This window comes from Sodalis-like endosymbiont of Proechinophthirus fluctus (genome assembly GCF_001602625.1).
In the GTDB taxonomy this organism is placed as follows: domain Bacteria; phylum Pseudomonadota; class Gammaproteobacteria; order Enterobacterales; family Enterobacteriaceae.
Map to the genome: position 1 here is coordinate 69257 of NZ_LECR01000003.1, position 23196 is coordinate 92452.

Here is a 23196-nt window from a genome sequence, read left to right on the forward strand (position 1 = left end):
GCCTTCTTCAAGAGATCGATGGTGGCTATCATCGAACCGCCGGTTGCCAGCATCGGATCCACCACCAATGCCATGCGTTCGTCGATACTCGATACTAGTTTATGGAAATAAGGCACAGGTGTCAGCGTATTTTTATCACGGTAGACGCCGACCACGCTGATACGCGCGCTGGGGAGATTTTCCAGTACGCCATCCATCATGCCAAGGCCGGCGCGGAGGATAGGTACGACAGTGATTTTCTTTCCTTTTATTTGATCAATTCCAACCGGTCCGCACCAGCCTTCTATAGTTACCATTTCTGTTTCCATATCAGCGGTGGCAACATAGGTCAACAGACTACCCACCTCCGACGCCAATTCGCGAAAGCGTTTGGTACTGATATCGTGAGCACGCATCAACCCCAGCTTGTGTTTTACCAGCGGGTGTTTAACCTCAACGATCTTCATGTTATCTCTCCAATAAGATACTGAACGGCCAAAAAAAATCGCGAGATTATAACCCCTTTTTCCCGCTGCACTATACGTATTTGCCTGATCAGGATCAGGGCTTGTATGGAATTTACTATAGCCAATAAAAACGTTGACGCGAATGCAACAGCTCTCACAAATGATTGCTCATTCTGTTAGAATTGGCAGTGCTCCATTTCAAGTAACAGGTTATCTCCGTGGAGATGATCTTACAGTGACCGACAAAACCTACATCAGTTACAAAGACGCAGGTATGGATACCACCGATGCCGGCGACGCATTGGTAGACCGTATCAAAGGTGTTATGAAACAGACTAAACACCCGGAAGTCATGGGTGGGATGGTTGGCTTCGGCGCAGCTAACGGTAATGGTGGCTCGGCATCCACCACTAGCACAGAATAGGCAGGTGGACAGATCCTTGACAAGGACGGCCGGCACGCAGAATAACGGTAGCACCACCTACAGCAGATAACAAAAAATCAGCAATTCAGTGATAAGGCTTAAGAGTACCAGAAAACCGCCGACGCTCACTAAAATGCGCGTCTGTCGATCGATAACACGACGGCGACACCGTAGTGAGGATGTGAGAAATTCTTTTTGGGCTCATAGACCTCGGTTAGCCAGCGACCTAGAAGGGCGGTCCAAACAATGGGAAAAGCCTATATTGCCTGTAAGAAAATAAGATAATAATCTTCGGCGGGATTTATGGGTAATGTTGGACTTTACCCCTAGAGAGAGGTTAATAGATTAACGCAGAATTTTCCCTTCATAAACATATAAATGGAGTAGAAATAGGTTATAAAACTCTATATATAGAAAGAATTAAGCTAGCTGTCTTTCGATGAACGGGTTGCAGGAAGCCGCCGATAAAAGCAATCCGTTAATAGAACATATGCAATTTGTGATCATTTATTCTAATAATCTGGATGAGTTTTACAAAGTCTGTTTCGCGGAACTGAAACAGCGTATTCTGATAAGTGAAGAACAGGGGGCCCACCAGGGGCACCTCACGCCATTTGCTCAATCTCATCTAGACTAAGGTGGCTTAACGTCGAGCAGGAATTTGCCAACCTTTACAAAAATCTGCTGCTGGAGATGGCACGCGGTCAGATCTTCCTCATCAACGAACGCTACTCCCCTCGCCAGCAAGACTGGTTGTGGCAATACTTTAAACAACAGTTGCGCCAGCATATAACGCCCATTCTCATCCAGCATGATACTAATTTAGTGTGGTTTCTGAAAGATGATTACACCTATTTGTCGACAGAGATTATTTATGGGCAGAAGTTGAGATACGCCCTGCTTGAAATATCCTCTGATAAGGTGCCATACTTTATCAATCTGCCGGCAGAATCCCCGCCAGCGCGCCGGCCGATGATTCTGTTGGACAATATTCTCGTTATTGTATGGATGATATTTTATCGGTTTCTTCTATTACGATATGCTCAACACATATTTGATGAAAATGACGCGCGATGCCGAATATGATTCGGTCACCGAATTGGAATCGAGCCTGCTATAATTGATGTCTTTCAACCTGAAACAACGACTGACCGCGGAGCCGGTCCTTTTTGTTTATCAGCGGGATATACCAAACTCCATAGTGGAGCTATTTAAGTCCAAACTTGGCATCTCCTCCTACAATTCGGTCAATCCCGGACGGCCATTATCACAATTTCAAGGACTTCATCAGATTCCCCAACGTCGGTAAAGCCAATCTAGTCAAACCGGCCGCTGCCGTGTTTTCGCTACGTTTGGTTCGATAAATTCCGCAACGCGTTCGACTCCGTTCGCCACCATGATATCCTGCTCTATCTCCCCCTACCACACCTTCAGCCACATACTGGAACTGCTGCGCCAGGCGTCGTTCGATCCCAATGTGCTATCGGTTAAAATCGATATTTATTGGGTCGCTAAGGACTAAGGACTCGCATATTATCGACGCGATAATCCACGCCGCCCATAACGATAAAAAAGTGACCGTGGTGGCATGAAGAACCACAGGCACGCTTCGACGAAGAAGCGAACATACGCTGGGACATGCAGCTTACCTAGAATGGGTTGCATATCATTTTCTCGGCGCCAGTGCTAAAAATACACGCCAAGCTGTTTCTTAGGCAATTTCAATGAGAAAACAGCGGCTTCTCTTAATATAGCTAGCGACTATTCCTTGCTGACGTCTGATGCGTGCATCACCCAATGAAGTGCGGCACGTGTTCAATTTTATTGAGAACCCTTACCACCCGGTTAAATTCGACTATTTGATAGTGTCGCCGCAAAATTCACGCCATATACTGTATCAAATGATCGATCAGGAGATCGCGAATGCGCAAGCGGGTGGAAGCGGCTAGAATTACCCTTAAGGTAAACAATCTAGTCGATTAGGGGTTGATCGATCGTCTCTATGCCGCTTCCGGCGTAGGGGTAAACATCCGCATTCTAGTGCGGGGATGTGTTCTCTATATCCCGGATTTTCTGGGCATTAGCAATAACATCCAGGTAACGAGTATCTTGGATTGTCTCTTGGAACACGATCGGGTCTATGTATTCAAGAATGGTGGTGATAAAAAGGTATTTCTCTCTTCCGCCGACTGAATGACCCGTAATATTAATTACCGCATTGAAGTGGATGTAGCGCTTCTGGATCCGCGATTGAAACAGCAACTGCTGGACTGGATATTTTAGCGCTTTTTTCAGCGATGCCGTTAAAGCCCGATATATCGATGCCGATCTGAAAAACTACTATGTTCCACGCGGCAACTGCCACACAGTGCGTGCGCAAATGGCCATTTATGACTATATATCAAACAACTAGAAAATGCCGGAGATCAGGACTAATTTATGCCCTTACCCAGTCCGGAAGAATTCGCTGCCATCGATCTTGGCTCCAACAGTTTTCATATGGCGGCGGCGCGCGTAGTCAACGGTGTAATGCAGGTACTTAGCCATCTGAAAAAGAAGTGCATTTGGCCGACGGCCTGGACGACGATCACCGCCTGAGCGAAGAGGCGATGGAACGCGGCCTAGGGCAGCTGGCCCTGTTCGCCGAATGCCTGCAAAGCTTTTCGCCGCTGCGGGTGATGATTATCGGCACCCATGCTTTACGCGAGGTAGTCAATGTGCAGGCGTTTCTTGATTGGGCGGCAGAGATGATCTCCTACCCGATCGAGATCATTTCAAGCCATGAAGAAGAGGCATAGCTGATTTTATGGGCGTCGAGCATACCTAGGCGGGAAAAGGCGGCAAGCTAGTGATTGATATCGGTGGCCGCTCAACCGAACTGGATCATCAGCGAAAATTTCGAGCTGCTGCTGGCGGAAATCCTCCGCCGCATGGGCTGCATCAGTATTGGCCACCTATTTTCCCCCAACGGGGAGATTAAATCCGGCCAATTTCTACCATGCACGACTGAGAGCGTCGGCGCAAAAAATCGAGACACTGGCCTGGCAATATATCGCTTTGGGTTGGCAGGTGGCGCTTAGCGCCTCTGGCATCTTTAAGGCAGCCTGCGAAGTGTGTTAGCCGAGATGGCCGCCAAAGATAGCCTTATCAATCCTGAGCGGCTGGAAACGCTGTGTGAACAGGTCCTACAGTTCATACATTTCTCCGCGCTCAGCTTGCTGGGTTTATCCGATGAGCGTAAAGCGGTTTTTATCCCGGAGTTGGCCATTATGTGCGGCGTCATATATGCCCTAGTTATCTAGGAACTCAAACTGTCTGACTGCGCCCTGCGCGAGGAGGTGCTATATGAAATGGAAGGCCGGTTTCGTCATCAGGATATTTGCATGTGCACCGCTAAAAGCCTGGTGGAGTATTACAATATCGATACCGATCAGGCTCGGCGGGTATAGGAAACCACCGACGCGCTTTATCAGTGTTGAGAATGCCGACGCTGTCGCTGACGCGGTAACGCCGTCGTGAGCTGGGAATTCTGTGGGTAACGGGCTAGCAATAGCACTTTGGTAGTGCGCTTAGGCGTTCCTGTTCCCATCCTGGCCAAGACTCCATTTTGTGCGTCGGCCCGCCAGTGCGCCTTTGGCAATGACCGACCGTAGCGTATACTTCGCCACTGTACGCTGTCCTTGAAACAGCGCTGGCTTATGCTCTACAATCAGCCCTTAACCTGTTTCTGCCTCCGCCCGTGAGAGGCTAACTCTGTGAAATCGGCATTTCGCATGCGAAGACGACCCACTACCGGGCGCAATGACTCGCTGGATATTGCTTATCAGTTTTATTATTCTCTTAGGTCGCCTGCTCTATACCACGGTGAGCGCCTGGCATCATCATCAAAATAAACGCATCGATCCGGCGGAACAGACCATTAAGCCCACGCCGCCGCCTGAGAGACCCTATACCCTGAATGCCTAATATCTGGCAAATCGCGAAAAATCTACTTTTTTTGACAAAATTGCGCTATCTTTTTACTCAAAATTACGCTATCTTCACCGAGTAATATCCTCACTTCTTTATCGTCCCAGTAGCCTGGAGAACAGGGAAATTATACCAGCCGTAAAATACGACCCATAACTAAAAGAACTACGGCGCCAGACCTTTAAGCGTTTTACTGGCAAACCGTCCGCTTGTCGACAGTATCCTCAATCGTCCCACACGGGAGCCAGTCGGCGATAACCTCATCTGTTGGATAAAACTACTGAACTGGTAGCGATTGTAAACCAATTGCACGCCGCGGATCTGGCGAATCTACTGGAAAGCCATGCCCCACGACGAGGGCATAGTGCTTTGGCGGCTGGTGGACAACAATAAGCGTGGCAAAACTTTGGTGGAAGCCTCGGAGAATGTTTGGGGAAGCTTTATCGCTGAGATGTCAAACCGCGATGTTCTGCGGGCTATCAGCCCTCCAGACGTCAACTAGCACGTCTATCTTGCCCTCTACCTGCCATGGTGTCCGGTCGGCTGCGGGTTTGGTGAACCTCTGCATAGTATTCATCGCCTCGCGTGTCATTGACCTGTGCGACGGCACCATTGCCCAGTTAATTCCGCTGCTGGCGCCGATGCCCAGCATTTCCAGTATCGGCGGGCAAACACCGGTAATCAGACGATTACCATTATCGTGCGTGCGATGTGCGACGGCGCTGTATCAGTTGGAAAACACAATACCGACTTTCTCATTCTGAGCGAACTAGGCGTGGCTGTCAATCAATGGTCTGTTTTGGGTCGGTATCATATGGGAATCGTCGCCTGGCTGTTCGGCGAAGCCGTTCTTCTGCGGTGTGATATGCTGGCGATGCTGCTTATTTGGTATAAATATCGTTGGTCACCACCACTAACTACTAGCTAGTAGCGATCGCGCATCCCCTTACACAAGGCTTCCAATAATGTGGTTTTACCCGAGCTGGCCGAGATCCGCCGTCGGTGCTGCGCAGTGGTTGTTTATAGTGTGTCATCGTAACTCCCTGCAATTGAGTTAACATACCGTTCATGCATCGTGCCAGTACCCAATGGGCAGCGCAGAAGGTCAAAACGGAATAGACGTGAATATTGCATTTCATAGCAACGTGAATATTGCGTTTCATAGCAAGTGGAAGCGATAGCATGCAGCGGAAAACGGCTGCCCAGCGCATCGTTTTCCAGGGACGCAGCGCGTTGCCAGGCCGCCGACAGCGTGGCGGCCCAACGCTGCTAGCAATCCCTGCGGCGTTTGCTGACCGAAAAGGCACCAGTTTCAGGCAGGCCTGCCATTACCTCCACTTCTAACGTGCTGTAGCCAAAGCCGATCGACAGCGGCTTTGGCGGTATTCTCCACTGACACTTCAACCATGCGAGCGCCGCCAGCCAACTTTGTTACAGTGTCGGCAAGCTATCCGCCGTCAGCGGCAGAGACGACCGCTACGCCATCAACCGCAGCTCGCGGGTTTCTCAACACGATACCATCATCGCCACCACCGGGCGAAGCTGGCATCGTCTTGTTCTTACGCGCATAGATAAAAACGTTTTAGTAGTGGTCAGTCTAGGGGCAACTGAGCTGATCGTCGATGAGCTGTTGCTACCAGCGGGTGAATGCCGCAGAGGAATTGACCTAGCTGCACTCCACCGCCCACTCCAGCCCTTGAGAATAGGTAAATCCCCTATCGGCAAGCTGGGGCTTATCAACTGCATTAGGCGCAGCAGCGCGCTGGGTTGTCAAATTCAGTGGTGACGGTGTGTACATGTGCTCCCCGTGTACATACCTATTTGGCCGTGCGGTGCGCTTTATAGGCGTCAGATTTTACTGGTTCGAAGGATGCCTGCTCAACGCTCATCTCGGCATCCAAGGCACTATGTTATCCAGTACATGATCGTGCTGGTAGCGCGTCCAGCCGTAAGCGATTTGCAGCAGCACATTGCGGTTGCTGAGATGATAGCAAACGCGCGCTAGCAGATATAGCAATCACCGACTGTTATCAAGGAATTGGCGATGGCAGTTATATGCCCAGTATTTCAGAACATTTGTCGCCGGCGGAATTTCTTCTGACGCTGATTAGAGTGGAAAAGCCTTCATTTACTCAAACATAGACGCGAGCACTTCGCCGCCGACCTTGCAGTGAAGATGTTTTAGCCAGCGCCGGCCTCATCCAGGGTGCGATATTCCTCGTCGCTCAGAGTTAACCCTGGTCGCCTCCGCAAGTTCCATGAGCTGCGCCAGCGTAACGTCGCTGGCACAGCTCGATAATGGAGAGATGTTTCATCTGCCAGGCCAGCGCTATCTTTGCTAGCGTCCTCTTTCGCGCGGTATTTTTCCGCTTTAAGGAGCTGCTGGCAAGCACATAATGGTTAATAACCCGACGCCATAGACCGATTACAATCGGTTGTAGATCCTGCTTAAAAGAACGCTGATCTTAGAGGTTGAATTCTAGCTGTAGGCATTCATAGCGAGCTAAACCATTTTGTTCTCTGATGCACAACGCCTCAGCCAGACGCACTCCGCTGCTACAGTTGGAGGCGATAATAACCCGCACCTTCCCCTCTTTAATTAACGCATCGAAAGGTCTTAACGTTTCCTCGAGTAGCATCGAAGCATCATCGGTAGGTGCTTAGTAAAGAGTAATATATTCTTTTTGCAGCCGTCGTAGCGAATCGTTCACTGTATAACTAGAATATAAGCTGCCAATAACCATTTTTACCCACACCCATCGGCATTCTCACTTTGGTGACCTGGACTATCTGATCGTGGTTGCCGCTCTTTTTTTAACCAATCGCCGATAAGGGGTTTCCGACTCATTGGCCTAGTTGCCAACCATCCAGTGGGAGTATACATCGGAGGTATCGATGAAATTTAGTCCGTTGTCCAAAAGCGCATCTAGAATACTGAACGATATATACCGATCGACGGTCCAGCCAAAACATTACCGCCGAAGGCCAGTTTAGGAACCTTTAGACTTGAACGGCCAAGCGTTCTTTACTCTATAGCAATCTCCTTAATTTAGCGTTAACACCAACCGGGATCCGATCCGCCAGGCAAAACCGCTTTCGCCCGATGAACGGTAATCACCGCCCTGTTTAGCGTGATCATGAGACGCGCCCGCATGACAGGTTTGGCCCTATTCGCCTTAGGCCCAGGCGTTACCTTATAATAGCCAATCGTAGCATCAGTGAAGGGCGTGAAACAACATATTACCACCCGCGTATAAGCGCAGTGCCGAAAAACCCATTAAGGAAACCCCTATCCACACCACCGGCCTAGGTATTGGATCTCCGCGGGAGCACTCGCCAGGTCAAGCGCGGGGAGGATGAACGCAGCACTTGGTGATAAATGAGAGATCTCCTTATTTCCTTCATTTTTCCCTAACGCCATTGGCTACATTTAATATCATTTTACAGTGCAGTGAACATGAACCACGAAAACGGCCCCGTTCTCGACAACGCATCAGACTGACGCCGAAACCTGGACGGCGGCATAGCTGCAAGCATGGTGGACGGCGCCTATGGCTGCCAAGGACTATTTTTTGCTGTGCGCAGCAGCACCGCCGGCGTTCCGTCGCCCAAGTCTGGGTGGGTAATTGCTTTTTATGTTCAGGCTTTTATTTAGTTCCCGCACAGAACACACACTGCCCGCTCAATCCGCCACGGTGCACTGGCTGGCAGCTTTAGACCGTGGCATTCGGCTTTTTTATGAAAACACTAGATACCACTATCGTCAATACCACCCTTACCCTCGATGGCATACAGCCTCAATGAAATCCACTGCGCATGCATTCCGTCATCGTCAGGCTATGTGCTGATGGTCGCGGCAATGCTGCCCGCCAGCGGCTGGCTGGCGGATCGCTCCGGGGTTAAAAAAGTGTTTTTCAGCGCTATTGTACTGTTAACCCTAGGCTCGCTGCTGTGCGCACACGCTACAAGCCTGTAAGAGCTAGTCATATCCTGAGTTATGCAAGGAGTTGGCAGTGCGATAATGGTGCGGGTTGGCCGGCTAACGATGCTGAAAATCGTCCTCAGGGCACAGTATTATGGCGGCGATTGCGTTCATCACCCTGCAAGGCCAGATTGGCCCGCTGGTGGGATCGGCACTGGGAGGATTTCTGGTGGAGTATGCTAGTTGGCACTGGATATTCCTCATCAATTTGCCGATGGGCATTATCGGCGCCATGGTGACCTAGTGGCTGATGCCAAATTACACCATGCAAACCAGGCGCTTCTATTTTGGCGGCTTCCTGCTGCTGGCACTGGGTATTGGCGACCTTGACGCTGGCGCTTGACGGGCATAAGAGCCTGAATATCAGTCTGGCTAACGTGGCTGCGCTCTGGTAATGGTAGGTGTGCTAGAACTGCTGTGTTATTACCTACATGCGCGCGGGTAATACCAATACCTTGTTTACGTTGCGCCTGTTTGATACCCCATCTTTTCCCTTGGCCTGACTGGTAGTTTATTCGGGCGGATCGGCAGCGGCATGCTGCCGATCATAATACCGCTGTTTTTGCAGTTGGATCTCATCATTAGCCCCTTCAAGCTGGGCTAATGATGATACCAATGGTCATTGGCAGCATGACACAAAGCGGCTGATAGTGCAGATCGTCAACTGTTTCGGTTATTGGCATTTATTGACCGGCGCCACGCTGGGACAGGCGGTGATTAATCTGCTTTTTCCCTGATCGCCCTGACGGCCCTGGCGGGCTGGCTATACGCGATTTCTGTAGTGCTGCTACTGCAAGGGGTGGTGAATGCGATGCATTTTACCTCAATGAATACGCTGACTTTGAAAGATCTGCCGGATACGCTGGCCAGTGGGAGCAACAGTCTGTTATAAATGGTTATGCAGCTGTTGATTAGCCTCGGAGTCACCATTGCCGATATACTGTTTGGCCTGTTTGTACCGGCCCATACCCTGGATGGCAGCACCGACATGCACGCCGTATTTATCGCTACCTATCTGTGCATGGCTCTGGTCATTGCGCTGCCGGCGCTGGTTTTCTCTCGCTTGCTGGCGGATAGCGGACAAAACTCGACGCTTGCACAGCGTAACGGCGATGGATCCTGATGCGCTACGGGATCATCGCCAAGCTTTTTTTCGCCCTGTTTGCCATCTGTATGCTAGTGGTCATCAACATGCAGCAGGGCGTGAGGGTCAGTTTCGAGTACAGGTTTATCTACTATATCAAACGCAGCAACACCCAGCGTATTAGCCTGCTTGGCAACGTTCTGGCGGAACAGTACGCCTTGCAAGTCAGTTGAGAATTTCTGCACAATAATCAGCGGCTGGTATTATCAGCTGCTGCGCTCGTTTGAATAGAGCGTCGAAGAGAGCCGAGATTTACCGCCTCATGGCTGCCGCGCGCAGATTTCTGTGCTGGCTAACCGCCGTCGGTGCTGCGCGGCGAACTAGAGACNCTGTAAGATAGTGCCAGGCATGCCGGGCCGGAATCGCTGAGCTCACTGCTGGGGAGGTGGCACTGCTCACGAAACTGGTGGCAGATCTTCATCAGCTCTCCCTCTCGGATTCCGGCGCGCTGAGTTACCGCATAACTAGGCTAGATCTGGTGCCGCTGCTGGAAAGGAAAAGTCGCTAGAGGGTTTCACCGACCGTTCCCTAGCCAACAAGCATTGCGCTCAGCCGGCGCAATTGCCGCCGTCGGTCACGGTATTAGGCGACGCTGAACGTTTCAGACAGTTATTCTATAATGTGCTGGAGAACAAGCCTGCATTATACTGATGAGGGCGGCAAGATGCGCATTGTCGGCGGCGGCGGACCTTTTGATCCTATCTTGCTCACCACCCTGAAATGGCTGGCCCACTGCGGCTATACCGAAGGCTTTCTGCACCACCATACCTATAAGGAACTACAAAACTATGAATATGACTACTCGATATCCTATCGGCAGCAATTTGTCGGCGATAACCGCGCCGACTGGGCGGAAGTATGGGTGAAAAATAAGTTCTCCTGCAGCGACAGCATCGAACTGATGACACCACAGGGCAATATTCGCTTTAACATGAAAAGCATGACCAACGCAACCCCAAGATGAAGCTATTGAGGTTGCGTTGGGTAACGGCCTACGATTTATCTGCCGTTATCACAGGAGGTCAATGTGCGCTTTGCACTGCTGTTGCGCAATATTGATGGTACTACTACTCGTCAGCTAAACGGCAGGACAGACGCCGCTATCGCCTGATTTTTATTCGGTAATTAGAATTGGATCACAATACAATTGACAGGAAAGGGGTTATAATTCATTTGCTGAAAAGGAGAAAACAACGGCCAGTTACCCACTAAGACTACCTCTTTTGCCAGCTTATCCTCCTTTTGAGCTGGCACTCTTTTTCATTTCCTTTCCGATACTGACTATCATCTCTAGCCATCCCTACGCCCATCAGGATAATTCCTTTCATTGGTGCTCGACTTTCCAGTGACCCAAGATATTATCTATGATTAATAAATGCGCCTCCGCAAAAGGTCAACCATCCGATTTCAGCAAGGAAACAGCCTCAATGGAAGCACAGGTGTTAAAAAAGCCGGCATTACTCCTGATTCTTAATGGCAAAAGTGCCGGCAATAAAAAGCTGTGCCAGAATGTCAAATTTTATCGCAAGGCTAACCGCTATTCGTTCGCATCATGTGGGAATAGGGCGATGCGCAACGCTATGTAGCAGAAGCGTTTGAGCTCGGCATAGCCACCGGCGTTGACGGTAGCTATAATGGCACTATCAATGAAACCGCCAGCGCCCTCGCCCTAACACTGCTGCCGGCATAACGGCGGCGCCCGTGCCTCGACATTTTTCCGCTCGGCATCGCCAATGATTTTGCAACCGCCTGCACCCTCCCGCTGGAGCTGGATAAAGCGCTACTGCTGGCAATAGCCAGCAAACCGGCGCCCATCGATATTACCCACGTCAATAACGACCGTTCTTCATTGATGTGGCAACCGGTGGCTGGAGGCACGCACATCACCACTGATGAAGCGCCGGAAAAACTGAAGTCGGCATTTGGTGGCGCGTCTTATTTCATCCACGACCATGCTGCGCATGGATATGATCAAGAGACAGCTGCGAAATTCTCGGACCGGATTTCCACCGACAGAGTGATACTCTGGTAATCGGTATCAGCAACTATCGCATGGCTGCTTCCCGCCCGCCAGCCATGCCTTTAACCTGGTGTGCTGATTAATGACCGCTGACTGCAGTTGCGCATTATCGCGTCGGAAGGGTAGCTCCCGACGCTTATTAACAGTTTGGCCAGCGGTGATGATCACCCACAATCCATCGGCATCCCTCTCTGCCCTGGCTTCAGGTTGATGCACCGAATGGATTACCTTTAATCTAGATGGGGAACCGCTGCGCCGCCGCCAGTTCCATATCACCGTCATCTCCGCCTCGCTAACCTGTCTGCTATCGCCACAGTGTCCCCTCCTGCTGGCATGAGCGTCGCGCGGCCAGTGTTTCAATGCTGAAGCGCCCAGGTATTCCTGACTAGTATCAGCGCCGCGGCAAAGGGGCGACCTACCGCGCAGAGTGTGATATTTCGCACATTAATCACAGTTTCGACAGGTTAGTGAGGAATCTGTATAACAACCTGAGTTAAGCCATATGCTACATTTCCCCCTTGAGGATGCATTATGCCTCAAATCCGCATCAATGGGATAAACCTACTGTACGCAGCGCGTGTTTTACGACACCAGAGAAGTAACTTACCTTAGTGCCATAAATTCCGAGCGCTAAAAAGGTTTTCAAACTGGATGCTGGCCCAGGCTGGGATCGGTGCCGCCGATGAACAATGCATAGTAAATTTAGCTTATTGTACATCCTCCGCGCATAGACGATACAACCGCGCCGGTCACTGCTACTACCACTCCACAGTCTTTCTTTGGCCAACTCCCGTGCGGCTGATAGCGATTGCAGGGAATCATCGCCGCTATCGCTGCCGTGACCAACAGAGGTAATGCCGGCCAGCGATGGCCTCTAGCCAGCACAGCGGGTTAATTTAACCCTTTTATTTTTCAGGTTTACCCTACGGGGTTAATAATCTGTGCCCTTTAATGACATCCAAGCGCTGAGAGAAACAAAGTGCGCAAATGTTGCGGGAACTAAAGGAATGGAATCGACATCCTCCAAAGTAAAGTATTTTTTACATATTAAATAAAGAAAATGAATTAAATATTATTTTCTCAATAGTATTTTTTGGTTGAGAAGGAAATCTTCTGGACGGCTAACTTAGCAGTTTCAGTTCCATTGTTCGCGTTATAGCGTGTTTTGCGTTCGATATACAAAGTTTATTGATAATATTGCGAATATGAAATTTAACCGTCCCCTCGCGGATAGATAGTATAGTGGAGATTTCACTATAGGTTTTACCTACTCTTGCAAAGAACAATACCTCTTTTTATCGTAGTAACAGCCGATATAGTTCTTGTTCAGTCTCCTCGGTCGCCTGCTCCTTACGCACGTCGAAAAAGCGGATAACTTTTTCGTGGGTCGTGATGAGCAACATCTTAAATTTATCTTTTTCACGCTCTATGATATCATAAAAATCATAAAATTGTTTCATCTGGATTATCGTTAGCGTTGCTAGATTATTGTCAGGATCATGCAGCGTGAAGGTATAGCTGTTGTCAAGGGCATAATCACTAGACATCTTATAAAATTTTATATTCGGCAAATTAGGATTATTTTGCTGGCTAAAAGGAGTAAACTTACGTCAGGCTCAGCATTACCAGGTGAATTTTTTAAAACCGTAATTACGATATTGATTCAGCTAAACTACCCGGTAATTGGATGTCATATAGGCAGAGCGTCCTTCGTCCTTATTCATCATAAAATAGTCAAAAGTGAAAACATCGGAATTATTAAATATATGTGAAAGATAAAGTTTAATATTTTTCTTCATCTGGTTGATGAATAGTATATAATTATTATCACTTGGTCCGCCTATTATCTCTATCTGTTATATTTATTTGAACGAAAGGAATAACTGCACAGATGATAGAAATCCGGTGCTGCATTCATTCTACTTTATGACTGTCGGATAGTATAAGAATCCCACAATGGAAGCAACCACTAACAGTGGTGTTTATAATTATCCGTTACAGTATCGGGACGAACAATTAATTCCTTCGCTGTTAATTTAATTAATATTATTTCATATTCATTTTAATTAAATTTTTCTCATTTCTTTTATTACCCGGATAGCAGGACATGCAATGAGCAGGAATAGCGGCAAAATAATCACCGCCAAAAATTATCAGGAAGAGAACCCATTTTTTTGCACACGCTGTTTCTCGCCTCACGCAAACCGGGCTGACAGTGGCTGGACGATACAGCTACTGTCAGCTGGAAGATTTCTACGCAGTAACGCTTGGGGAAAAGATCCTTGTGGCGGAAATCCAATAGGATATCGCCGACTTTGCCTTGCTATCTGTGCAAGACCGTTTTTTTTGCATAAAATCTTTTTAATCCCACAGTAGCAGTGGTAAAAGGTCGGTACCGTCCTGCTGAACTCCTGTTATCCCTTATGCCGTGGCGAGATGGCGCTGAAGTTCCTTATGCTCATCAACGCTCGCTACACTTCTATCTGCACAACGTCTGGCGCATCATTACTACCGGTCTGGTAGAAAACGGTTAATACTATCTGATGTATTGCCGGTCCATTCCTCCCGGCTTCCCACGTCGGAACGCCGCATCCACGCGTCCTTGATGGATGCCTACACTGCCATCTCGGGCTTTTACTTTTCGCCGTTTGCGCAATTCCCAGCCTGGAGCAAACGGGGGCGCGGCCTCAAGCTTTTTTAAGGGTGATACTCCCTTCACGGCTCTACCACACCTGCTGGTAATCGGTAACGATATGTCTCTGTTCCGCCACCATCGTGGACTGTGCTTCGATAAGAGGTAAAGGAAAAACCTAGCTGATAATATCAAGTTTCCTCATCATTACGTTTCCTTATTACATTTATCAGGCTGCCGCAGCGCGCAACGCTGCCCAGCACCGCGGGCGTACGAACAGATATATAATGCCGTACAGAGACGCCCAGAATAATAATTGCCAGCGCGACTCAAACCCTGCCAGCATGGCGGTCATCACTAGGCCGTTACCGATGGAAAACCCGCCGGCGGGTGTAGCGCCAAACTCCCCATCAAAATGCTCAGCACTAAGAACACACCCCAATTGATGAATGTGTTATCCATTATTACCAGATACTGCACAATATTGGAGCACGGCACAGTAGTAATGCCCAAGCCGAAGAGGCGTCCGGAGTCGACACTTAACGGCCAGGCCAGTGTTGCGATAAGGTCTATCAGCACGGCAGTGGCAAAGGGATGCCAGAGTTTCTCGAACAGCAGATAGGTTATGCAAGTAAAAGGCGGTACCGCCAGCAACGGTTATTTTAATTTCTAGACGTACCAACCAAGTTGGTCACCATCACCAATAGGGCGATGAGCAGCTATGGAGACAGGCCAAAGGTGTTCGCCATCGTGCTATGGGCAGTATGGAAGGACGCAATGTGCTGATTTGAAGGTAGCCAGATGCAGGTAGCGCATTACGGCGCTATTTAATATATAGGCCGCCAGGGCAATCTCCTGCTGCCTATCAGAAATCCGCCGGCGTGGTATCAGGTATCGGTCACGCAGCCGCCGGCTATGATGATTCCGATACAGAAGACGTAACCGACAATGATAATATCCAACCAAGGAAAAGCAACAGCATAGTAATTGAACTGACCCATAGCAATAATGGTATATACGCCGACGCTTTGAACAGCGATAGCAATCAATAAGGCGTAATAAATAGGGTTATTTTTGGCTAAATATATATCGCGAAAACTGCCAGTTAGACAGAATCCGCCTCCGTTGCATAATAAACCTAGTAGCGCACCGCAAATGAGCATAGTGGAAAATATATTCATTACAATAATTATTGTATATTATTATATATAATAATTCTCCCCATTTCCACAGCCTACTAATATCCAAATAACATACTAAAAGTAAAAATTTTCCCGTACCCGCGATGACACAGCAGACTCACCCGCGCCGCCTGCAGCCTCTGGCACCAGGGAACCTGCGGCTGGAATTATTCCTACATAATGCTCATAAATGTGCGCGTCCGCTCTAGTGGCAGCCCCGCGGCCTGATAGGTAAGCGCCACGACATTGGCGTCAGGCAATCCGGCCAGTCAGGCAATAGCGGCAACAATTTTCCCTCCGCTAGGGAAATAGGCCACATACTATTTCCGAACGCATGATAACGACCTCAGCCCCTCCACCGCCCATTGCCGGATCACTTCACCGTCGCTACTTAATTAGTATCGATTGTGTATGGATGTTGACCATGGCGCGCCGCGATTGCAGCTGCTACAACATCATGTCTTCATTATTTTCATGCAGCACGATGGTAGGCAGCGTCGCCAGATCCTGTCGATGTGCCGGCAGACCCATAGCGTTCGATAAACGCCGGCTAGACGCAGAGAATGCGCCGATTAGGGGCGATATAATGGTAATCAGGTTCTATGAAAGCAACTTTCTGATATAGATAACTAAATCTCTTAGGTATCTTCTGTCGACTAGAGGGCTGGCCTGAGAGCGTCATACTGATATCTAGGTCGGGATAGCGCTGACGAAAGGCGAACACCACCGATGCCACATAACGCTGGACGAAGCTGAAGAGGTATTATTAATGGCGAGATATCCGACCATACCTTGATGCCTGGCATGCAGCGTCTCCATCAGGCCTGTGATACCATCGATAATGCCGACGCCGCACTGGCACAACAGATCGCCCTCGTCTGTAAACTGCAACTGACGCGAGCTGCGGTCTGCCAGTTGGATACCCAACTTTCGTTCAAGTTGCTATAGTCGCTAGGTAACTGTGGAGGCGATGATGCCGAATGTATACGCCGTCGCTAGCAGGCTGGCATTTTCCTGGATCAACAGCATAAATTGTATATCAGCAAAGTTCAGTATAACTAAATCATAGAATTAACATAATTAAATATCAATGAATTCCAGATTGATTAGCATCAAATAATTGTCTTACCGTTTTCATCAAGGATATCTTCATGCATCTCCATCAACTCGACACCCCGTGCGCAATATTATATCGCGAGCGGCTGCAAAAAAAACATACAGCATATGTCATGCAATAGCGCATGAACCAGTTGGGGGTGAAATTTCGGCCTCATGTCAAACCTCCAAAATTTCTTGAGATCGTCAAACTGCAACCAACGGCAGGTGCTTACAGCATCACCGTATTGGTGTTGAAAAAAGCCGAGGTCTTTTTTCAACGCCTGGATCCGCGACATTCTGTACGCGATGTGTATTTCCTATCCGCAAACTTCAGCGGGTACTTGGCGCTGCCGCCGTCAGGGATGCGATCTGAAAATTATTGTCGATAATGCCGACTCGGCCGCGCCAGGCCAGCAAATTCGACCGAGCTCATGATAGACATTTCGAGGTCTGGATTGAAATTGATACCGATTGTCATCGCGCCGATATTGATCCCGTAGAAGGCTAGTTACTAACTGTAGCGGCGCAGTTACAAGAAAGTGGTGCCATCGTCGAGGACGTGTTAACGCATGCCGTATCCAGCCATGAACTGAACTCGCCGGAAAAACTCGCCACCCCGGCGGAACAGTAGAGAGCCAGAGCGATGCTTGCCGCCACCAGGTTGCGTCAAGCTGGTATTCCCTGCAAGCAGGTCAGCGTGGAATCCACGCTCACGGCGTTCGCTGTACAACAGCTGACGGAGGTAAGTAAAGTGCGCGTCGGGGTTTACGCCTTTTTCGATTTGGTGATGCACAATGTCGGCGTTTGCCAACTCGACGATATCGCTTTGGGCGTGTTGACCACGGTAATCTCGCCCACCAGCAAGAAAAAGACTGGGTTATGGTGGATGCTGGATGGATGGCCCTAAGCCGCAAACCACGGCAACGCTAGCCAACAGCGGGTTTACAGTTACGGACAGCCCTGCCGTCTGACGGTACTACCTTCGATGGCTTTACGGTTATCAGCGCCAATCAAGAGCACGGCATCATTGGCCGCCCACTCTTCCCAACCTGCTGTCGATATCACCACCTTATTCCCCCTAGACACAAAGCTGCGTATTTTACCCGAACACACCTGCGCCACCGCTAGCGCGCAGCATGCGATTAATGCATGCTATAGGGCAATACCGCGCCCTGGGAACGATTTCATGGCTAGTAACGCGCCGCGGTAAGCAGGCGATGGCAACCTGCACGGTGACAGCACGTTGCGCTGCGGAAGCATCAAATACAGACAAAACATTACGCGCAGACAACGTAATAAACGCAGCGAAAGCACCAAACACAGCGAAATTGAGGATTGGCTAGCGCAGCGCCGCCGGACAAAGGGAAAGGCTACCCTAAGAATCAGCGGTTGAGGTTTATAACAATATTTGATTAGTTCACTTTGTGAGGGGCAGGGCAATAATGCAGCAACGATATCACTGCAAACCTAGCGCTCAAGGCACCGACCGGTAGCAAGCGCCACCGAAAGACCGGTACCATTTAACCCCTATATCCTGTTGCTCATTATGCTACTCATTACCGCGGCGGGACTTGGGTCGTTCCGCCTGGTGAATTCGATCATGTCTTGCGCAAGGGGATAAAATTTGCCGTTCCGGGCATCCCCATGCTGCCGCGTGCAGCGGCGTATTCCCGGGAACGTTATTCACCTTCATCGCCGAGGGTATGGTCAAGCCCTCGCCTATTATTTTCCTTATTCTCTTTACCGGCAGCGCGGTTAATTATGCTGGAACAGTCCGGCACACTGAGCAATACGCTAAATGCCATAACGCGGCTCAAAGGCAGCAGCGACATGGTAATCATCCTCAGTGTATGCGCTGTATTCTCAGTGCTGTGCATCATTGTCGTCGTCATCAATTCGGTGGTGGCGTTTATTCTGTTAGGCATGCTATTGGGTCCGCTCGATGAATCTGCTGCGTATTTTCCGGCATCTTTTTCATCTACACTAGGCACCTATATACTAGCTTCAACTCCGCCGTTATCAACCCCGGTGGTACCATTGGACTGACCAAGCGTCTGGCTGAACTGCCGTTGTTTTTCGACACGGGGTTTTTCCTGGGAATTTATCTCGCTTTTGCCGTCTACACAATCATTTTTCTTACCCTTTATGCGTTCACTGGGCGATACCGTCATGCACATCCTATCCTGTTAATAATCCTTTATAAATATTATAGTTAATCTTTATATTTCACAGTGCAACGTTGGTCAGCATCGAGGTTTTTCCTCCATTTTTTCGACGGATTTTTACCGTCAGGGATCTGGAAAGCCGACTGACACTCGGAAGGCCATGTAAAACATGCTTTCCTGAGAAGATTTTACCGCTAAAGAAGGTAAAAATCTCAATAGTGAAACGGAGAGTGTCTTATCTTAATCTGTCCTCGATTCTTAAATTCTAAGATTCTAAGAATCTTAGAATTTAAGAATCTTACTGCCAGCAGCGCCACCGTCAACTTTTTTGCTAACCGATGACAGCAACCGATAGATGTCTTGACTTATTACCCTAATAAATAAGTATACTAAGACGATTTTTCGATGGTCGGCGGATAGTCCTCAAAGGACGTCAAATCACTCCCATTCTATCGTCGATGGCGGTTTACCTGAGATATCATACACCACGCGGGAAATGCCGTCAATCTCATTGATGATGCGGTTGGAAACGCGCCCTAGGAATTCATACGGCAGATGTGCCCAATGGGTGGTCATAAAGTCGATGGTTTCCACCGCGCGCAGCGACACCACCCAGTCGTACTTGCGGCCGTCTCCCATCACGCCGACAGAACGCACGGGCAAAAAGACCGTGAAGGCCTGGCTAACTTTATTGTACAGATCCGCCTTGTGAAGCTCTTCAATAAAGATTGTGTCAGCGCGGCGCAGTAGATCGCAATACTCCTTTTTCACCTCGCCCAGCACCCGCACGCCCAGACCCGGGCCAGGGAATGGATGGCGATAAAGCATGTCGTACGGTAGGCCCAGCTCCAGACCTATCTTACGCACTTCATCCTTAAATAATTCTTTCAGCGGTTCTACCAAGCCCATTTTCATCTCTTTCGGCAGTCCGCCGACATTATGGTGCGACTTGATGACGTGCGCCTTGCCAGTGGCGGAAGCGGCGGATTCGATAATATCGGGGTAAATAGTGCCTTGCGCCAGCCATTTTACCTCGGTTAGGCTCAGTGCCTGTTCGTCAAACACCTCTACAAACACCCGGCCGATGGTTTTCCGTTTGGTTTCCGGATCGTCGATACCGGCAAGCGCAGAGAGGAACCGGTCCTCCGCCGGCACATGAATAATATTCAGGCCGTAATGATCGCCAAACATGTCAATTACCTGACTGGCTTCGTTGAGGCGCAACAAGCCGTTATCGACGAACACACAGGTCAATCGCTCGCCGATCGCCAGATGCAGCAGCATCGCGGTCACTGATGAGTCTACGCCGCCGGATAAGCCGAGGATCACCCGATCATCGCCGACCTGCTCGCGAATGCGCGCAACTGAATTTTCGACAATTCTGGCCGGCGTCCACAGAGGGTCGCACCGGCAAATATTGAGCACGAAGCGTTCCAGTATGCGCTGCCCCTGGCAGGTATGGGTAACTTCGGGGTGGAATTGAACACCGTAAAACCGTTTTTCTTCGTTAGCCATGATGGCGAACGGGCAAGTTTCGGTGCTGGCGACGGTGACAAAATCCGCCGGAATGGAGGTGACTTTGTCGCCATGGCTCATCCAGACATCCAGCAGCGGCGCGCCACCGGTGCTGATGTCGTCCTGGATGTCGCGCACCAGTAAACTGTCGGTCAACACTTCTACTTGGGCATAGCCAAATTCGCGCTGGGAAGAGCCCTGGACTTTACCGCCGAGCTGCATCGCCATGGTTTGCATACCATAGCAGACGCCTAGGACCGGCACGCCCGCCTGAAACACATAGTCCGGAGCGCGCGGGCTGTCCTGCTCAGTGGTGCTTTCCGGACCGCCGGAAAGGATAATACCGCTGGGATTGAATTCGCGTATCTGTGCTTCGGTTACATCCCATGCCCAAAGTTCACAATAGACGCCAAGCTCACGCACCCGGCGGGCCACTAGCTGGGTATATTGCGAGCCGAAATCCAGAATCAGAATACGGTGTTTATGGATATTTTCTATGATGGTATATTCCGAGAGCTTAATAGCAAGAGAAGGTATCATTGCCCGGCTGGGAAAGTACCTAGCAGAATGGCGTCTGACCACCTAGCTGCCATGACTCTCACTGGGGAAATTCGTTAACCTATGCGGTAGTTCGGGGATTCTTTGGTGATGACAACGTCATGAACGTGGCTTTCCTGAATACCAGCACTGCTGATACGGACAAATTCCGTTTTAGTACGAAGGTCGTCGATAGTAGCACAACCGGTTAACCCCATACAGGAACGCAGCCCGCCCATTTGTTGATGGACGATTTCCTTCAGGAGACCTTTATACGCCACGCGGCCTTCGATCCCTTCCGGCACCAGTTTATCGGCGGCGTTGTCGGTCCGAAAATACCGGTCCAACGATCCCTTTGGCATAGCTCCCAGCGACCCCATGCCGCGGTAGGATTTGAAAGAGCGGCCTTGGAACAATTCGATTTCGCCAGGGGATTCCTCAGTGCCTGCCAACAGCGACCCTACCATGACGCAGGCAGCGCCGGCGGCGATGGCTTTAGCGATATCGCCGGAAAAACGGATACCGCCGTCGGCGATAACCGGAAGCCCCGTACCTTCCAAAGCTTCAACTGCATCAGAAATAGCTGTGATCTGCGGTACACCCACACCGGTGACGATGCGAGTTGTACAAATGGAGCCCGGGCCGATGCCCACTTTCACTGCGCTGACGCCTGCCTCGACCATCGCGAGCGCCCCAGCGGCAGTGGCAACGTTACCACCGATGATTTGCAGGTCAGGATATTTGGCACGCGTATCGCGGATACGCTGTAGCACGCCTTCGGAATGGCCGTGAGAGGAATCGATAAGCAGAACATCAACGCCGGCGCTCACCAGGGCATCGATGCGCTCTTCGTTGCTGGAGCCTGCGCCGGCGCCTACCGCCGCGCCGACGCGCAAGCGGCCGTGTTCATCTTTACAGGCATTGGGTTTGCGTTCGGCCTTTTGGAAATCTTTTACTGTGATCATGCCGAGCAGATGAAATTGCTCATCCACCACCAGCGCTTTTTCAACGCGCTTTTCGTGCATTTTGGCCAGCACCACTTCGCGGGCTTCGCCTTCTTTTACCGTCACCAAGCGTTCTTTCGGGGTCATCACGGCAGAAACCGGCTGGCTAAGATCGGTGACGAAGCGAATATCACGACCGGTAATGATCCCTAGCAGTTCATTATCTTCCGTTACTACTGGATAGCCGGCGAAACCGTTGCGCGCGATGAGTTCTTTTACCTCGGATAGAGTAGTACTGGGCGTGACGCACTGGGGATTGGTAACGACGCCGCTCTCATAGCGTTTAACGCGGCTAACTTCCTCCGCCTGGCGTTCGATAGACATGTTTTTGTGGATAAAGCCAATACCGCCTTCCTGCGCCAGGGCGATAGCCAGGCTGGATTCAGTTACTGTATCCATTGCTGCGGACAACATGGGTATATTTAGGCGTATTTTCTGAGTCAATTGGGTGCTGAGATCGGCCGTGTTGGGCAGCACTGTGGAGTGAGCGGGAAGGAGAAGAACGTCGTCGAAAGTTAGAGCATCTTTAGTAATACGCAACATAGCAATATCTCACTAAGGCGGATGTGAAACAGATAAAATATTGCCATGGCAATATACAGAACGTAATCGGTTGTCTCCAGCACTATTTTCAAAAAATCCTTGCTTGCTGTTTCGCAATGAGTAGGATGGCTAGGTTAAGCCTTTGCAATTAGAGTTTGATCCTGCTCACATATCTATCCAGCCATCTTCCCTAATTTTTACCGTCAGTCATCTCAATAAAACGGTAAGAGAGCTGTTGGAAGGTGAAATGGGTCAGGTTTGGCTAACGGGAGAAATATCCAATTTTCCCAGCCTGCGTCGGGTCACTGGTACTTCACCCTCAAGGACGACCGCGCGCAGGTGCGTGCGCTGCGCCATGTTTCACAATACCAACCGCCGCAACACGTTTTCGCCGCGCAATGGTCAGCAGGTATTGGTGCGCGCAACCCTCACACTATATGATATGCGTGGCGACTATCATCTTATTACCGAAAATATGCAGCCGGTCGGTGACGGATTACTACAACAGCAATTCGAGCAGCTTAAACAATAACTAA

General features: G+C 49.8%; 19 protein-coding genes and 6 pseudogenes. 13 read left to right on the forward strand and 12 right to left on the reverse strand.

The window, feature by feature from the left end; genetic code table 11:
• Window positions 1-446 (reverse strand): uracil phosphoribosyltransferase (gene upp / locus BG74_RS00570; RefSeq protein ID WP_244267085.1); only part of this gene is annotated, 446 nt, incomplete at its 3' end.
• Window positions 447-681: 235 nt separating this feature from the next.
• On the opposite strand from upp, the pseudogene BG74_RS00575 reads away from it, so the two are divergent.
• The 6 genes and pseudogenes from BG74_RS00575 to BG74_RS00600 all read left to right on the forward strand — a co-directional run.
• Window positions 682-825: pseudogene (locus BG74_RS00575) on the forward strand (phosphoribosylformylglycinamidine cyclo-ligase); the annotation flags it as partial.
• 474 nt (window positions 826-1299) lie between these two features.
• A pseudogene (gene ppk1, locus BG74_RS00580) lies at window positions 1300-3283 on the forward strand (polyphosphate kinase 1).
• A gap of 26 nt (window positions 3284-3309) precedes the next feature.
• A pseudogene (locus tag BG74_RS12050) lies at window positions 3310-4316 on the forward strand (Ppx/GppA phosphatase family protein); the annotation flags it as partial.
• 355 nt (window positions 4317-4671) lie between these two features.
• Window positions 4672-4836 (forward strand): YfgG family protein, encoded by a 165-nt coding sequence (locus BG74_RS09770; RefSeq protein WP_073961009.1) that lies wholly within the window; start codon window positions 4672-4674, stop codon window positions 4834-4836.
• 346 nt (window positions 4837-5182) lie between these two features.
• On the forward strand, window positions 5183-5341 hold the full coding sequence (locus BG74_RS12055; protein WP_187202439.1) for a magnesium and cobalt transport protein CorA: 159 nt from the start codon (window positions 5183-5185) through the stop codon (window positions 5339-5341).
• 198 nt (window positions 5342-5539) lie between these two features.
• Complete coding sequence (locus BG74_RS00600; RefSeq protein WP_244267064.1) at window positions 5540-5767, forward strand: hypothetical protein; 228 nt, start codon at window positions 5540-5542, stop codon at window positions 5765-5767.
• A 957-nt stretch (window positions 5768-6724) separates the two neighbouring features.
• Here the strand turns inward: BG74_RS00600 and BG74_RS09775 are convergent.
• Complete coding sequence (locus tag BG74_RS09775; RefSeq protein WP_187202441.1) at window positions 6725-6856, reverse strand: UreE family protein; 132 nt, start codon at window positions 6854-6856, stop codon at window positions 6725-6727.
• 448 nt (window positions 6857-7304) lie between these two features.
• Entirely contained in the window at window positions 7305-7478 is a 174-nt protein-coding gene (locus tag BG74_RS12060; RefSeq protein WP_187202442.1) for a hypothetical protein, read from the reverse strand.
• Between the two features lie 1099 nt (window positions 7479-8577).
• Between BG74_RS12060 and mdtD the strand changes: the two are divergent.
• The 4 genes and pseudogenes from mdtD (at window position 8578) to yegS (ending at window position 12322) form a co-directional block, all read left to right on the forward strand.
• A pseudogene (gene mdtD, locus BG74_RS00605) lies at window positions 8578-9944 on the forward strand (multidrug transporter subunit MdtD).
• Window positions 9944-10138 (forward strand): hypothetical protein, encoded by a 195-nt coding sequence (locus BG74_RS00610; protein ID WP_066595769.1) that lies wholly within the window; start codon window positions 9944-9946, stop codon window positions 10136-10138. Before mdtD ends, BG74_RS00610 begins: the two are co-directional and overlap by 1 nt.
• A gap of 446 nt (window positions 10139-10584) precedes the next feature.
• On the forward strand, window positions 10585-10929 hold the full coding sequence (locus tag BG74_RS12065; RefSeq protein ID WP_244267066.1) for a U32 family peptidase C-terminal domain-containing protein: 345 nt from the start codon (window positions 10585-10587) through the stop codon (window positions 10927-10929).
• A 463-nt stretch (window positions 10930-11392) separates the two neighbouring features.
• Window positions 11393-12322: pseudogene (gene yegS, locus BG74_RS15445) on the forward strand (lipid kinase YegS).
• Window positions 12323-13106: 784 nt separating this feature from the next.
• Here yegS and BG74_RS19260 read toward each other — a convergent pair.
• Window positions 13107-13271, reverse strand: a complete 165-nt coding sequence (locus tag BG74_RS19260) for a helix-turn-helix transcriptional regulator (protein WP_187202443.1) — start codon at window positions 13269-13271, stop codon at window positions 13107-13109.
• Window positions 13272-13280: 9 nt separating this feature from the next.
• Window positions 13281-13532 (reverse strand): hypothetical protein, encoded by a 252-nt coding sequence (locus tag BG74_RS12070; protein ID WP_187202444.1) that lies wholly within the window; start codon window positions 13530-13532, stop codon window positions 13281-13283.
• Between the two features lie 831 nt (window positions 13533-14363).
• On the opposite strand from BG74_RS12070, the gene BG74_RS14625 reads away from it, so the two are divergent.
• Window positions 14364-14519, forward strand: coding sequence for a hypothetical protein (locus BG74_RS14625; protein ID WP_204376276.1), 156 nt, complete (start codon window positions 14364-14366; stop codon window positions 14517-14519).
• A 327-nt stretch (window positions 14520-14846) separates the two neighbouring features.
• Here BG74_RS14625 and BG74_RS09790 read toward each other — a convergent pair.
• Together BG74_RS09790 and BG74_RS12075 are read right to left on the reverse strand one after the other, a co-directional pair.
• Window positions 14847-15798 (reverse strand): annotated as a pseudogene (locus BG74_RS09790) (YeeE/YedE thiosulfate transporter family protein).
• A 690-nt stretch (window positions 15799-16488) separates the two neighbouring features.
• Window positions 16489-16725 carry a LysR family transcriptional regulator gene (locus BG74_RS12075; RefSeq protein ID WP_187202445.1) on the reverse strand — a complete coding sequence of 79 codons (237 nt, stop codon included), beginning with the start codon at window positions 16723-16725 and terminating at the stop codon, window positions 16489-16491.
• An 814-nt stretch (window positions 16726-17539) separates the two neighbouring features.
• Here BG74_RS12075 and BG74_RS14630 point away from each other — a divergent pair.
• Complete coding sequence (locus BG74_RS14630; protein WP_204376277.1) at window positions 17540-17803, forward strand: type III PLP-dependent enzyme domain-containing protein; 264 nt, start codon at window positions 17540-17542, stop codon at window positions 17801-17803.
• 41 nt (window positions 17804-17844) lie between these two features.
• On the opposite strand, the gene BG74_RS15450 is transcribed toward BG74_RS14630, so the two are convergent.
• From BG74_RS15450 to guaB, 5 genes are all read right to left on the reverse strand, one after another.
• On the reverse strand, window positions 17845-17982 hold the full coding sequence (locus tag BG74_RS15450) for a hypothetical protein (protein WP_244267067.1): 138 nt from the start codon (window positions 17980-17982) through the stop codon (window positions 17845-17847).
• A gap of 593 nt (window positions 17983-18575) precedes the next feature.
• Complete coding sequence (locus BG74_RS00655) at window positions 18576-18821, reverse strand: hypothetical protein (RefSeq protein ID WP_187202446.1); 246 nt, start codon at window positions 18819-18821, stop codon at window positions 18576-18578.
• A gap of 66 nt (window positions 18822-18887) precedes the next feature.
• Window positions 18888-19067, reverse strand: a complete 180-nt coding sequence (locus tag BG74_RS00660) for a hypothetical protein (RefSeq protein ID WP_066595791.1) — start codon at window positions 19065-19067, stop codon at window positions 18888-18890.
• Window positions 19068-19499: 432 nt separating this feature from the next.
• Window positions 19500-21077, reverse strand: coding sequence for a glutamine-hydrolyzing GMP synthase (gene guaA / locus BG74_RS00665; RefSeq protein WP_066595819.1), 1578 nt, complete (start codon window positions 21075-21077; stop codon window positions 19500-19502).
• Between the two features lie 113 nt (window positions 21078-21190).
• Window positions 21191-22660: an IMP dehydrogenase gene (gene guaB, locus BG74_RS00670; RefSeq protein ID WP_066595793.1), complete on the reverse strand. Its 1470-nt coding sequence runs from the start codon at window positions 22658-22660 to the stop codon at window positions 21191-21193.
• A gap of 142 nt (window positions 22661-22802) precedes the next feature.
• Between guaB and BG74_RS15455 the strand changes: the two genes are divergently transcribed.
• Window positions 22803-23192: an exodeoxyribonuclease VII large subunit gene (locus BG74_RS15455; protein ID WP_244267068.1), complete on the forward strand. Its 390-nt coding sequence runs from the start codon at window positions 22803-22805 to the stop codon at window positions 23190-23192.
• Window positions 23193-23196: the final 4 nt, after the last annotated feature.

Bases quoted from the DNA above. Each gene is read 5' to 3' on its own strand.
- BG74_RS09770 (WP_073961009.1), top strand. From the start codon at position 4,672: ATGACTCGCTGGATATTGCTTATCAGTTTTATTATTCTCTTAGGTCGC.
- BG74_RS12055 (WP_187202439.1), top strand. From the start codon at position 5,183: ATGCCCCACGACGAGGGCATAGTGCTTTGGCGGCTGGTGGACAACAAT.
- BG74_RS12060 (WP_187202442.1), bottom strand. From the start codon at position 7,478: ATGCTACTCGAGGAAACGTTAAGACCTTTCGATGCGTTAATTAAAGAG.
- BG74_RS00610 (WP_066595769.1), top strand. From the start codon at position 9,944: ATGCGCTACGGGATCATCGCCAAGCTTTTTTTCGCCCTGTTTGCCATC.
- BG74_RS12065 (WP_244267066.1), top strand. From the start codon at position 10,585: ATGTGCTGGAGAACAAGCCTGCATTATACTGATGAGGGCGGCAAGATG.
- BG74_RS12070 (WP_187202444.1), bottom strand. From the start codon at position 13,532: ATGTCTAGTGATTATGCCCTTGACAACAGCTATACCTTCACGCTGCAT.
- BG74_RS14630 (WP_204376277.1), top strand. From the start codon at position 17,540: ATGCTTGCCGCCACCAGGTTGCGTCAAGCTGGTATTCCCTGCAAGCAG.
- BG74_RS00655 (WP_187202446.1), bottom strand. From the start codon at position 18,821: ATGCCTAACAGAATAAACGCCACCACCGAATTGATGACGACGACAATG.
- BG74_RS00660 (WP_066595791.1), bottom strand. From the start codon at position 19,067: ATGACGGTATCGCCCAGTGAACGCATAAAGGGTAAGAAAAATGATTGT.
- guaB (WP_066595793.1), bottom strand. From the start codon at position 22,660: ATGTTGCGTATTACTAAAGATGCTCTAACTTTCGACGACGTTCTTCTC.